The organism is Aeromonas sp. ZOR0002 (genome assembly GCF_963866995.1).
In the GTDB taxonomy this organism is placed as follows: Bacteria; Pseudomonadota; Gammaproteobacteria; order Enterobacterales; family Aeromonadaceae; genus Aeromonas; species Aeromonas caviae.
This window is the reverse complement of sequence record NZ_CAWMFQ010000031.1, coordinates 1-13,177: the sequence shown is the minus strand read 5'-3', so window position 1 is coordinate 13,177 and position 13,177 is coordinate 1. Positions and strand designations below refer to the sequence as shown.

The 13,177-nt window shown below is 60.5% G+C and carries 9 protein-coding genes; all 9 read left to right on the top strand.

Features of this window, described 5'->3' with window-relative positions:
- A partial coding sequence (locus AACR77_RS02125; protein ID WP_042879486.1) for an aminopeptidase N C-terminal domain-containing protein occupies positions 1-258 on the top strand: 258 nt, incomplete at its 5' end.
- Positions 259-325: 67 nt separating this feature from the next.
- Positions 326-547, top strand: a complete 222-nt coding sequence (locus AACR77_RS02120; RefSeq protein ID WP_010674767.1) for a DUF2835 family protein — start codon at positions 326-328, stop codon at positions 545-547.
- A gap of 274 nt (positions 548-821) precedes the next feature.
- The gene (locus AACR77_RS02115) at positions 822-5,663 is read left to right on the top strand and encodes an NAD-glutamate dehydrogenase (protein WP_042879484.1); all 4,842 of its coding nucleotides are present in this window, start codon (positions 822-824) and stop codon (positions 5,661-5,663) included.
- Between the two features lie 47 nt (positions 5,664-5,710).
- Entirely contained in the window at positions 5,711-6,721 is a 1,011-nt protein-coding gene (pyrD, locus tag AACR77_RS02110; protein ID WP_039040791.1) for a quinone-dependent dihydroorotate dehydrogenase, read from the top strand.
- 85 nt (positions 6,722-6,806) lie between these two features.
- The gene (locus AACR77_RS02105) at positions 6,807-7,343 is read left to right on the top strand and encodes a cell division protein ZapC (protein WP_041215146.1); all 537 of its coding nucleotides are present in this window, start codon (positions 6,807-6,809) and stop codon (positions 7,341-7,343) included.
- 309 nt (positions 7,344-7,652) lie between these two features.
- Positions 7,653-9,824 carry a bifunctional 23S rRNA (guanine(2069)-N(7))-methyltransferase RlmK/23S rRNA (guanine(2445)-N(2))-methyltransferase RlmL gene (gene rlmKL / locus AACR77_RS02100; protein WP_042879482.1) on the top strand — a complete coding sequence of 724 codons (2,172 nt, stop codon included), beginning with the start codon at positions 7,653-7,655 and terminating at the stop codon, positions 9,822-9,824.
- Positions 9,824-10,051, top strand: coding sequence for a glutaredoxin family protein (locus AACR77_RS02095; RefSeq protein WP_042879480.1), 228 nt, complete (start codon positions 9,824-9,826; stop codon positions 10,049-10,051). Before rlmKL ends, AACR77_RS02095 begins: the two co-directional genes overlap by 1 nt.
- Positions 10,052-10,123: 72 nt before the next feature.
- Positions 10,124-12,034: an ATP-binding cassette ATPase Uup gene (uup, locus tag AACR77_RS02090; RefSeq protein WP_042879479.1), complete on the top strand. Its 1,911-nt coding sequence runs from the start codon at positions 10,124-10,126 to the stop codon at positions 12,032-12,034.
- A gap of 8 nt (positions 12,035-12,042) precedes the next feature.
- On the top strand, positions 12,043-13,177 hold a 1,135-nt coding region (locus AACR77_RS02085; protein WP_042879508.1), incomplete at its 3' end, for a DUF3466 family protein.

The window sequence follows — 13,177 nt, the reverse complement described above, 5'->3', positions numbered from 1 at the left end:
GGCAGCTTCGCCATGAACAACCAGGTGCAGTTCCACGCCGCCGATGGCAGCGGCTATCGCTTCCTGACCGATCTCTTGATCGAGCTCAACGAGGTCAATCCCCAGGTGGCGTCCCGCCTCATCACCCCGCTTATCCAGTTCAAGCGGCTCGATGAGGGGCGCAAGGCGCTGGTTCGCGCCGAGCTGACCCGCCTGGCCAACCTGGACGGGCTGGCGCGGGATCTGTTCGAGAAGGTGAGCAAGGCGCTGGCACAGTAAGCGTCACGACGGCGGGCAGGGGAGTCTGGCTCTCCTGCCCGTTTTTCATGGATGACCAGGAGGTGACATGAGGCAATACACTTTTCGGCTCTCCCTTGGCCGCGACGAGATCATGTTGATGTACCAGGGGCAGGTGAACCGCCTGGTGGTACGTACCGAGCAGGGTCTGACCCTGGAGCTGGGGTTGGAGAAAATCCGGCGTTTTGTGTCGGAGAGCGGCGTTCACGGCTACTTTCGACTGAAAACCCAGGACGATCATCGCTTCATTTCCCTGGAACGCATAAATTAACAAAACTTGAACATCAATCCGGGTAAATATCTGCTTTAAGTCACTATCTATCCGGTAAATGGCGCGGCATCCAGTGGGATTTTCTGAATTTTGCCAACTTGGCAAAATTTATCACAACCCAAGCCGTGATCTGTCCCTTGTTTTTAACATCCCGTTATCACCTTTGCTCGCCTTCCTTGATCCAAGCCATTACACTTCGCTGCAACTCTGTACCGGTGGGCATCCTGGGTGGATGTCGCCGTGTCTGTGATGTCGTCCGATAAGGAAACTAGCAATGGCATTGAAAGACGCCCCTACCTCCGTTCTGCTCGAAAACGTTCTCAGTCTGATCCACCAGAAATTGCCGAAAAACAGTGCCTCCCTGGTCGAATGTTTCGTTGCCAAGTTCTACGGCAACATGGCCAGCACTGATCTGCATGACCGCAATGACAGCGATCTCTATGGCGCCGCCCTCAGTCTGTGGAATGCCCTCAACCACCGCACCGGCATCGAGCCCTATATCCGGGTCTACAACCCCGAGCTGACCCGCCACGGATGGCAGTCTCCCCATACCATCGTCGAGATCATCCTGCAGGATTCCCCCTTCCTGGTGGACTCCATCCGCATGGCGCTCAAGCGTCTCAATATCACCGCCCACATGATGCTGCACCAGCCGCTGCACCTGATCCGCGGCGAAGGCGGCAAGATTGGCGCCATCCTGGATCTGGACAACACCGCAGAGCAGACCTCGGTGGAAACCGCCTTCCTCATCGAAATCGATCACCTGACCGGTGAAGAGGAGATGGACGCCCTGACTGCCGAGCTCAACTCGGTCGCGCGGGAAGTGGCCCTGGCGGTGGGAGACTGGCAGCCCATGCTGGCGCGCCTGAACGAGATCATCGAGGAGCTGCCCAAACGCAAGAACCCGGTCAGCCAGGCCGAGGTTGACTCCTGCGTCGCCTTCCTCAAATGGGTGGCCGCCCACAACTTCACCCTGATGGGTTATCGTCGCTACGACGTCAAGGCGGTGGAGGGGGATCACGAGATCCTGCCGCAGCCTGAGTCCAGCCTGGGGCTGATGAAGAACTCCATCAAGGACGAAGGCCAGCGCCTCGGCACCATGCCCGCCAGCGCCCGTCACGCTGCCCTCAGTTCCGACTTGCTGATCCTCACCAAGTCCAACAGCAAGTCCCGGGTGCATCGTCCGGCCTATGTGGACTACATCGGCATCAAGCGTTTCGACGAGCACGGCAAGGTGGTGGGAGAGGATCGCTTCATCGGCCTGTATGCCTCCTCCATCTACAACACCAGTGCGACCCAGATCCCCCTCATCAGCCACCGCCTCGAGCGCATCATGGCCGCCTCCGGCTTTGAATCGGGCTCCCATGCCTACAAGGCGCTGCTGAACGTACTGGAAACCTACCCGCGCGACGAGCTGATCCAGGCCCGTGAAGAGGAGCTGCTGGCCACCGGTCTCGGCGTGCTGGAGATGCAGGAGCGGGACATGCTGCGCCTGTTCGTGCGCCGCGACGTCTACGGTCGCTTCTTCTCCTGCATGGTCTATGTCACCAAGGAGCGCTACAACACGGCGCTGCGGGTCAAGACCCAGCAGATTTTGCAGAAATATTTTGGCAGCAGCATCGATGTGGAGTTCAACGTCTACTTCACCGAGGGTGTGCTGGCACGGACCCACTACATAGTGCGGGTCAACAACAACAACGTGGATGTGGATGTGAACGAAGTACAGAACAACCTGATCGAAGCGGCCCGCAGCTGGGATGACCGCCTGGATTCCGTGCTGCTTTCCCACTATGGCGAGGCCCGCGGCAACGAGCTGCGCCGCCGTTTCAGCACCGCCTTCCCCCGCGCCTACAAGGAAGATGTGCTGCCGGGCTCTGCCGTCGCGGACATCATGGCCCTGGATGGATTGAGCGAGGCCGAGCCGCTTGGCATGCTGTTCTACCGCGCCCAGGAGGAGGAGAACGATCGCCGGGTACGCCTCAAGCTGTTCCACCGAAGCGAACCCATCCACCTCTCCGACGTCCTGCCCATGCTGGAAAACATGGGGCTGCGCGTCATCGGCGAGACTCCGTATCAGGTACGGACCCCCACCGGCGAGGTGTTCTGGATCCTCGATTTCTCCATGCTGCTGCGCGGTGAGCAACCGTTCGATCTGGAGCAGAGCCAGCAGCGCTTCCAGCAGGCCTTCGCCGCCATCTGGAACAAGACCCTGGAAGATGACGGCTTCAACCGTCTGGTGCTGGGGGCCGGCCTCACCGGTCGTCAGGTATCCGTGCTGCGGGCCTATGCCAAATACATGCGCCAGACCGGCGTCTCCTTCAGTCAGTCCTATATCGAGGAGACCCTGACCCGTTATCCGGACATCGCAGAGCTGCTGTTCACTCTGTTCGAACAGCGCCTGGATCCGGCCATCAAGCAGGACGCCAAGGTGCAGGCCAAGCTGCACGAGGAGCTTGCGGCCAAGCTGGATCAAGTCGCCAACCTGGATGACGATCGCATCATTCGCCGCTATGTGGAGATGATCGACGCCACCCTGCGCACCAACTACTACCAGCTGGACAAGGCGGGCAACATCAAGCCCTACATCTCCTTCAAGCTGGCCCCCTCCAGCATCACCGACATGCCGCTGCCGCTGCCGAAGTTCGAGATCTTCGTCTACTCCCCGCGAGTGGAAGGGGTACACCTGCGCTGGGGCAAGGTGGCCCGTGGCGGCCTGCGCTGGTCCGATCGCAAGGAGGACTTCCGCACCGAAGTGCTGGGTCTGGTGAAAGCCCAGCAGGTGAAGAACACCGTCATAGTGCCGGTGGGCGCCAAGGGTGGCTTCTATTGCAAGCAGATGCCGGCAGGCGCCCCCCGTGCCGTCATTCAGGAGGAGGGCAAGGCCTGCTACCGTCTGTTCATCCGCGGCCTGCTCGATGTGACCGACAACATCATCGGCGGCGAGGTGATCCCGCCAAAATCCGTGGTGCGTCACGACGAGGATGACTACTACCTGGTCGTGGCCGCCGACAAAGGCACAGCAACCTTCTCCGACATCGCCAACGAGATAAGCCTCGAATACGGCCACTGGCTCGGCGATGCGTTTGCCTCCGGCGGCTCGGTGGGCTATGACCACAAGAAGATGGGGATCACCGCCCGCGGCGCCTGGGAATCGGTCAAGCGCCACTTCCGTGAGATTGGCATCAACTGCCAGACCACCGACTTCACCTGCGTGGGGATAGGTGACATGGCCGGCGACGTGTTCGGCAACGGCATGCTGCTCTCCGAGCACATCCAGCTGGTGGGCGCCTTCAACCACATGCACATCTTCGTCGACCCGACCCCGGATGCGGCCGGGAGCTTCGTCGAGCGCAAGCGCCTGTTCGAGCTGCCGGGCTCGAGCTGGGATGACTACAACCGTGAGCTCATCTCCAAGGGGGGCGGCATCTTCCTGCGCTCTGCCAAGTCCATCAAGCTGAGCCCGGAAATGCAGACCCTGCTCGGCACCGACAAGAGCGGCATGGCCCCGAACGAGCTGATCAAGGCGCTGCTCTGCCTGAACGTCGACCTGCTCTGGAACGGCGGCATCGGCACCTATGTGAAGAGCGCCCGCGAGAGCGACGCCGATGTCGGGGATCGCAGCAACGACGTGCTGCGGGTCAATGGTCGTGACCTGCGTGCCCGCATCGTGGGCGAGGGTGGCAATCTTGGCTTCACCCAGCTTGGCCGGGTGGAGTATGCCAGTCAGGGTGGTCGCATCAACACCGACTTCACCGACAACGTGGGCGGGGTGGATTGCTCCGACAACGAGGTCAACATCAAGATCCTGCTCAACCAGCTGGTGGCCGCCGGGGATCTGACCCTCAAGCAGCGCAACCAGATGCTCTACGAGATGACGGATGCGGTGGCCCAGGTGGTCATCACCAACGCCTACCGCCAGTCCCAGTCCATCTCGGTGACCGCCTTCCGTGGTGCCGAGCAGTTGAAAGAGCAGCAGCGCTTCATCCAGGGGCTGGAGCGGGAAGGCAAGCTGGACCGGGCGCTCGAGTTCCTCCCCTCCGACGAGGAGCTCTCCGAGCGGATGGCGGCAGGGCAGGGGTTGACCCGACCCGAGCTGGCGGTGCTGGTGGCTTATGGCAAGATGGTGCTCAAAGAGCAGCTCAATTGCCCGGAAGTGACCGAGGAGCCCTTCCTCGCCAACATGCTGGTCACCAGCTTCCCGACCCAGTTGCAGCAGCAATTTGGCGCGGCCCTGGCCCAGCACCCGCTGCGAGGCGAGATCATCGCGACCCGGGTGGCCAACATGCTGGTCAACGACATGGGGCTCAACTTCGCCAGCCGGATGAAGGACGAGACCGGTGCCTCGGTGGCGGAAGTGGCCTGCTGCTTCGCCATGGCCCGGGAAGTGTTCGGCCTCGGCGCCCTGTGGCGTGACATCGAAGGGTGTGACAACGGGGTGGATGCCCAGACCCAGCTCGAGCTGATGTTCTACAGCCGCCGCATCGTGCGCCGCGCCACCCGTTGGTTCCTGCGCGCCCGCAACCGCAGCTGGAGCATCGGCGAGAACATCGCCTTCTTCCGCCCGGCCTTCGAGACCTTGAGTCAGCACCTTTATGAGGTAATGGACGAGAGCGAAGTGGCCGAACACAGCCAGGCGGTCGCCGCCCTGATGGAGAAACAGGTGCCAGAGGCCATCGCCCGTCGCGTGGCCCACATGAGCAGCCTCTTCTCCTGCCTGGATCTGGCGCAGATTGCCGCGGAGCACAAGACCGACATCCTGCGGGTTGCCAACGTCTACTATCGCCTGGGCGCCAAGCTGGATCTGCACTGGTTCCTCGAGCAGATCAACCATCAGCCGGTGGGCAACCACTGGCAGGCGATGGCGCGGGCCTCCTTCCGCGAAGATCTGGACTGGCAGCAACGCAGCCTCACCTCCGTGGTACTGGAAGGGTGCAAAGAGCAGGGGGAATGCGCTACCATACTGGCCGACTGGATTTCGGAGCATGAGCAACTCTTGTCCCGTTGGACCCACATGTTGGCCGACTTCAAGACCACGAGCACGCACGAGTTCGCCAAGTTCTCGGTGGCCTTGCGAGAGTTGAACCTGCTCCAGTTGAATTGCCGAACCTCGGCATAACCCCAAAAGCCCCGGCCAGTTGCCGGGGCTTTTTTTAAGGAGCAAGCATGCTGTACCCACTCGCCAGGCATTTCCTGTTCAAACTCAATCCGGAGCAGGCTCACGATCTCTCCATCAAATATTTGCCCCGCCTTCTCGGTACCCCGCTTGATTGTTTCTTCCGCCACTCTCTGCCCAAACGCCCCGTCACCGTCATGGGGCTTAATTTTGCCAATCCGGTGGGGTTGGCCGCCGGTCTGGATAAAGACGGGGAGTGCATCGATGCCTTCGGCGCCATGGGGTTCGGTTTCATCGAGGTCGGTACCGTGACCCCCAGACCCCAGAGCGGCAATGACAAGCCTCGTCTCTTCCGGGTGATCCCGGCCGAAGGGATCATCAATCGCATGGGATTCAACAACAAGGGAGTCGATCACCTGGTGGCCAAGGTGAAAGAGGCCAAATATCAGGGGGTGATCGGCATCAATATCGGCAAGAACAAGGACACCCCCATCGAGCAAGGCAAGGATGATTACCTTCTCTGCATGGACAAGGTGTATGACCATGCCGGTTATATTGCGGTCAATATTTCCTCACCAAACACCCCGGGTCTGCGTCAATTGCAATATGGCGATGCACTGGATGAACTGCTGGCCGCATTGAAACAGCGCCAACAGGAGCTGGCCGAGAAATATAAAAAGTATGTGCCGCTGGCCGTGAAAATTGCCCCGGATCTGTCACTCGATGAAATAGATCAGGTAGCCGCCTCTTTGATCAAGAACCGTATTGATGGTGTCATCGCCACCAATACCACTCTGGAGCGGGAGATGATATATGACATGCCCCATGCCGCAGAGGCTGGCGGGCTTAGCGGTCGTCCGCTCCAGCACAAGAGCACCGAGGTGATCCGCCATCTGGCCAAAGCCCTCGACGGCGCCCTGCCCATTATCGGTGTGGGTGGTATCGACAGCGCCATGGCGGCTCGGGAAAAACTGGCAGCGGGTGCCAGTCTTGTCCAGATTTACAGCGGCTTTATTTATAAAGGGCCGAGTCTGGTCAAAGAGATCGTTACCCATATTTAAAAAATAACCGGTTGCCCTTATTTAACGTTGCTCAAATTCTCGACATGGAATAAAGTCGAGGGACGGCTTAGATAAGGGCACCACCATGTGTATTCAACCCAATGACAATTGGCAGTGGCATTATGACGCTCAGGATGATCGCCTGATGCTGGATTTGTCCGATCGCATGATATTTGCCACTGAATATAAAGGTCGGCAACTTGTTCCCTGCTCTTTCACCACCCAGCCTTTTTGCGTGGATGATGCCGCCCTCTATTACCAGTTGATGGACAAGGCCGCTGAACTCGACTGGAGTACGCCCCACCAGGTTCAGCTGGTCCTCAATGCCATCGCCGTCAGCCGTTTTTATAAACCCCTGATGCCGCAAAGCTGGTTCTTTCATGAACAGCAGGCTCATGTTTTTCCGGATATGGGATCCCTGGTGTGGATGGATACGCCCCACGGTCGGGGGGAATTCATGGTCATCGAAGCCGGCGATCAGGCGAGCGTTTGCCTGAATCTGACCGACGAGCTGGTGCTGACCAACAGCAAGACGCTGCCGCGCTTTGCCGTGATCAAGGTGATGAATAACCGGATGCAAGCCAGAGTCCGGGCACAGACACAATATCGGGAAGTGGGCTGACGACGGGGCCGTTATATGGCGACGAATAAGTCCGTTATAGGCCTGCTATATTGGTCTGATATTTAAGCGCTCAGTCTCTCTCTTGTTCCATTATTTGTATTTTCTCCTTCGTCTGGTCGTCACGACCGTTTTCTGCCTGGCCCGGGCAAGATTTTCGAATTCTTTACGAATGTGATGGTAGACAGCTGCCAGCCAGGAGCGGGATCCTGTCGCCCGCAAGGGGGGAGGGGAGAGTTTGCCGCGCCTCTTGCCGTTTATATGGCGCCTTTGTCCAAGGTTCGAGTGCCGAGCGCGGGCCGATAAGGTATAATGCGGCACTATTTTTATGGCATCCCCGTGAGCGTGATGAAAGAATTTTTTGCAACCTGCCCCAAGGGGCTGGAAAACCTGCTGGCCGTCGAGCTGACCAATCTGGGTGCGGAGCAGGTCCGTGAGACCGTGGCCGGCGTCCACTTCAAGGGCGAACTGGCCATCGGCTACAAGGCCTGTCTGTGGAGCCGCTTTGCCTCCCGTATCGTGCTGGTGCTCTCCGAGTTCCAGATGAACGACGATCTGGACCTCTACCTCGGGGCCCATACCATTCCCTGGGAAGATCACTTCTCCGGTACCGCCACCATCGCGGTGGACTTTACCGGTACCAACGCCTCCATTCGCAATACCCAGTACGGCGCCCTGAAGATCAAGGACGCCATCGTCGATCGCTTCACCAAGCGCGGTCACGTGCGGCCGGATGTGGACAAGAAGTCCCCGGACATTCGCATCATGGCGCACCTTGGCAAAGGCAAGGCCAATATCACGCTGGACTTGTCAGGCCCGGCGCTGCACCAGCGCTTCTATCGCCAGGGCACCGGCGAGGCGCCCCTCAAAGAGAACCTGGCGGCGGCCATGATTGCCCGCAGCGGCTGGGCCGGCGAGCCCATGATGGACCCCATGTGCGGCTCCGGTACCCTGCTGATTGAAGCGGCCTTCATCGCTGCCGACATGGCGCCTGCGCTGCGCCGCGAGCGCTTCGGTTTCGATCGCTGGCTGCAACACGATGGTGAACTGTGGCAGAGTCTGATGATGGAAGCCCAGGTGCGTGCCAAGCGCGGCATGCAACGCTGCGAGGTGAAACTGTTCGGTTGCGATGCGGATACCCGGGTCCTGATGAAGGCCCGTGACAACGCCAAGGCCGCCGGTGTCGCCCATCTCATTACCTTCAAGCAGGCCGATGTCACCAAGCTGGAAAATCCGCTGCCGATGCCGGCTGTGGAAGGGGAGAGCCGTCAGGTCGGCATGCTTATCTCCAACCCGCCCTATGGCGAGCGTCTTGGGGAGTTCCCGGCCTTGCTGGAAGTGCATCAGGCCCTTGGCGATGCCCTGCGCCGCGGCTTCCAGGGGTGGAAGGTCACCATTCTCTCCGCTTCTCCCGAACTCCTGAGCTGCCTGCGCCTGCGTGCCGACAAGCAGTATCGCCTGTTCAACGGCGCCCTCGAGTGCCAGCTGCGCAACTACCAGATCGCCCTCGATGCCGTCGCTTCCCAGAAAGAGGTGGCCCAGGACTTTGCCAACCGTCTGCGCAAGAATCTGAAGACCCTCGAGAAATGGGCGAGCAAGGAGAACCTCGATTGCTACCGCCTCTATGACGCGGACTTGCCGGAATACAACGCCGCCATCGACCGCTATCAGGATTATCTGGTGGTACAGGAGTACGCGGCGCCCAAGGACATTCCCGCCCAGAAAACCCGCCAGCGTCTGCTGGACATGGTGCAGGCCGCCATCAAGGTGACCGGCATGGACGGCGAGAAGGTGATCCTGAAGGTGCGCGAGCGCCAGGAAGGCAAACAGCAGTATCAGAAGCTCTCCGAAGAGCAGCACCGGATGGAGGTGCAGGAGTACGGTGCACGCCTCTGGGTCAACCTCTATGACTATCTGGACACCGGCCTCTTCCTCGACCACCGCCAGACTCGCCGCATGCTGGGCCAGATGGCAAAGGGCAAGCGCTTCCTGAACCTCTTTGCCTACACCGGCAGTGCCACCGTGCACGCGGGGCTCGGCGGCGCCCGCGAAACCACCACGGTCGACATGTCGCGCACCTACCTCAACTGGGCCCAGGACAACATGCGCCTCAACTCGCTGGTGGGCCGCGAGCACAAGTTCGTGCAGGCGGACTGTCTGAAGTGGTTGTCGGAAGCCGACGAGCAGTACGACCTCATCTTCATCGATCCGCCCACCTTCTCCAACTCCAAGCGGATGGACGAGAGCTTCGACGTGCAGCGGGATCACCTGCTGTTGATGCAGCACCTCAAGCGCCTGCTCGCGGCGGACGGCACCCTGGTCTTCTCCAACAACAAGCGCCACTTCAAGATGGACTTGGCCGGCCTTGACGCCATCGGTCTCAAGGCGCAGAACATCACGAACAAGACCCGGCCCAAGGACTTCGAGCGCAACCAGCATATCCACAACTGCTGGATCATCACTCACGCCGAGGCACAAGGCTGATGCTGACCCTGTTTCACACCGACGGCTGCCACCTGTGCGAACAGGCGTGGGCGCTGGTGGAACAGGCCGGGGTGGCCGCGCAGACCCGCCGCTGCGACATCCTGGAGGAGGAGGCCTGGCTCGAGGCTTACCGGGTGCGCATCCCGGTGTTGCAAGACAGTGCCGGCCGGGAGCTGGGCTGGCCCTTCACCCTGGGGGAGCTGCAAGGCTGGCTGGCACAGGGGTGAGCAGGATTTGACGACAAAACGGGGGCAGACTCACGCTGCCGCCCGTTTTTTCATAAGCAACAAGGAACAAACATGGCTCTTTTGACATTGCACGGCGCGTCCCTGTCGTTCAGTGATTTTCCGCTGCTCGACCATGCCGAGCTCACCATAGAGCGGGGCGAGCGCCTCTGCCTGGTGGGGCGCAACGGGGCGGGCAAGTCTACCCTGATGAAGGTGATTGCCAGCGAACTGCCGCTGGACGACGGCCGTCTGGTGTTGCAACAAGATTTGAAAGTGACCCGCCTCGAGCAGGATCCGCCCGCCTCGAGCGAGATCACCGTGTTCGATTACGCCGCAGAAGGGCTGGCCGGGGTAGGGGAGCTGCTCAAGCAGTACCACCATGTTTCCCACGCCCTGGCGCACGACCCTTCCGATGCCAACATTCGCACCATGAGCCAGTTGCAGGAGCAGCTCGACTACCAGAACGGCTGGCAGTACGAGACCCGCATCAATCAGGTGCTGACCCTGCTCGATCTCGACCCTGATGTGACGCTCGACAGTCTGTCTGGCGGCTGGCTGCGCAAGGTGGCTCTGGCCCGCGCCCTGGCGTGTGATCCGGATCTGTTGCTGCTGGACGAGCCGACCAACCACCTGGACATCGATGCCATAAACTGGCTGGAAGAGTTCCTCAAGGACTTTCGCGGCGCCATCGTCTTCATCTCCCACGACCGGGAGTTCATCCACAAGCTGGCGACCCGGATCATCGATCTCGATCGCGGCGTGATCACCTCCTGGCCCGGCAACTACGACGAATATCTGCAAGGCAAGGAGGAGTGGCTGCGGGTCGAGGAGCTGAAAAATGCCGAGTTCGACCGCAAGCTGGCCCAGGAAGAGGTATGGGTGCGCCAGGGGATCAAGGCGCGTCGTACCCGCAACGAGGGACGGGTGCGGGCCCTCAAGGCGATGCGCATGGAGCGCACCCAGCGCCGGGAACTGCAGGACAAGGCCAAGCTGCAACTGGACGAGGCGGGTCGCTCCGGCAAGCTGGTGTTCGAGACCGAGGGGCTGGGGCTGGACTTTGGTGATCGCACCCTGTTCCAGGGACTGGATCTGCAGGTGCTGCGCGGGGACAAGATTGCTCTGGTGGGCCCCAACGGCTGCGGCAAGTCGACCCTGATCAAGCTGCTGATGGGCCAGCTCGAGGCGAGCCGTGGCTCGGTGCGCCAGGGGACCAACCTGGAAGTGGCCTACTTCGATCAATACCGTGAGCAGCTCGACCCCGAGAAGACGGTGGTGGACAACGTGGGGGAGGGCAAGCAGGAGGTAATGGTTCGCGGCCGCTCCCGCCACATCCTTGGCTACCTGCAGGACTTCCTGTTCGAGCCCAAGCGGGCGCGCACCCCGGTCAAGGCCTTGTCAGGGGGCGAGAAAAACCGTCTACTGTTGGCCAAACTCTTCCTCAAGCCCAGTAACTTGTTGATTCTGGACGAACCAACCAACGACCTGGATGTCGAAACGCTGGAATTGCTGGAAGAGCTGCTCACCGATTACCCGGGCACCCTGCTGCTGGTCAGCCACGATCGCCGTTTCATCGACAATACCGTGACCGGCTGCTGGCTGTTTGAAGGGGATGGACGGATCAGCGATTATGTCGGGGGCTACGCCGACATGATGGCCACACGAGCCCTGCAGGCCGCCCAACAGACGGCCAAGCCGGCCCCGGTCAAGGTGGCAGAGCCTGTCGCGTCGGCAGCGGAGCCTGCGAAAAAAACACGAAAACTCTCTTACAAGTTGCAACTGGAGCTGGATAATCTGCCAGCCCGGCTGGAACAGTTGGAAATGGAACTCGATGCCCTGCAGGCCGAGATTAACCACCCCGGTTTCTTCTCTCTGCCAGCAGAGCAGACCCAGCCCAAACTGGATGCATTGAATGCGGCAGAGGCCGCATTGGAACACGCCTTCTCCCGTTGGGAGGAGTTGGAAGCGTTGAAACATCAAGACTAAGGAAGTAGATGAAAAAGCAATTATCCATGCTGGCCATCCTGGTCGGCGCCAGCCTCAACGCGCAGGCGGCACAAAGCTCCTTTTTCACCATCGTCGATGACGAAGTCAAAGGCTATGCCAGCGGGATCAGCGGCGATGCCAACGGCCTCATCGGGCTCAACACCAAGAACAACATGGCGGAATACTTCTCCACCGTGCGGTTTGCCGACTTCCTGGTCGATCGTTTCCGTTTCGAGCAGGGTTGCATGCTCTCCAACTCGGTCTGCAACTCCTTCTGGAGCGACAACTCGGGCTTTGCCTACCAGTGGCGTCGCGACTTCCTGGACAAGGTGGATCAACGCAGCAACCTGGGCTACGTGACCAGCTCCGAGGTCGATGGCCTGGTGACGGCCCTCGGGGATGTCCCGGAGGATCGGGTCGGTTACAAGATGAATGGCAAGCTGCGCACCGCCTTTGCCGTGGTCAATGACGGCAACCCGGTCGAGCTCAAGGATGCGGCCAGCACCCACGGCCTGAGCGTCCCTACCTCCATCAAGAAGCTGGACAACGGTCAGTATCTGGTGACCGGTACCGCGGCCAGCGACAAGTATCGCCACAAGGTGGGCGGTGACTTCTACAAGTGGTGTTTCGAGACGGGCAATGACAGCCAGTACGGTGACTTCCGCTACTGCCCCGGGGTCGATACCCAGGCGAGCTTCTGGCTGCTCAACAGCTCGGGCGGGTTCAACAAGCTGATGCAGGCCGGCACCTATGGCCATCAGCGTGACGAGGTGCTGCAAACCGCTTCTGCACTGGGCGTGGCCAAGTACAACGGCACCCTCTACGGCGTGGGCTACAGCTCCACCGGCGAGGTGGGCACCGGTGATCTGGATGGTCGCAACCTCGCCAGCTACTGGACCCTGGATACGGCTGCCGGCACCGTGGGCACCACCAACATCATCCCGCTGCCGGATGGCGAGCCTGGCAAGGACGATGCCAAGCTGCAACACAGCTGGGCCGTGGCCGTCAACGACAACGGCTACGTGATCGGCAACCAGCGCTATCGCATCAACAAGGGCCAGAACCGCCCGGTGGAGATGTTCCTGTTCAACTTGAGCAAGCCGGGTACGGCGGCCAGCCTTCCTCTCCAGGACAAGCCGGTCT

Bases quoted from the DNA above. Each gene is read 5' to 3' on its own strand.
- rlmKL (WP_042879482.1), top strand. From the start codon at position 7,653: ATGCGGCACTATTTTTATGGCATCCCCGTGAGCGTGATGAAAGAATTT.
- AACR77_RS02115 (WP_042879484.1), top strand. From the start codon at position 822: ATGGCATTGAAAGACGCCCCTACCTCCGTTCTGCTCGAAAACGTTCTC.
- AACR77_RS02120 (WP_010674767.1), top strand. From the start codon at position 326: ATGAGGCAATACACTTTTCGGCTCTCCCTTGGCCGCGACGAGATCATG.
- AACR77_RS02095 (WP_042879480.1), top strand. From the start codon at position 9,824: ATGCTGACCCTGTTTCACACCGACGGCTGCCACCTGTGCGAACAGGCG.
- AACR77_RS02105 (WP_041215146.1), top strand. From the start codon at position 6,807: ATGTGTATTCAACCCAATGACAATTGGCAGTGGCATTATGACGCTCAG.
- pyrD (WP_039040791.1), top strand. From the start codon at position 5,711: ATGCTGTACCCACTCGCCAGGCATTTCCTGTTCAAACTCAATCCGGAG.
- uup (WP_042879479.1), top strand. From the start codon at position 10,124: ATGGCTCTTTTGACATTGCACGGCGCGTCCCTGTCGTTCAGTGATTTT.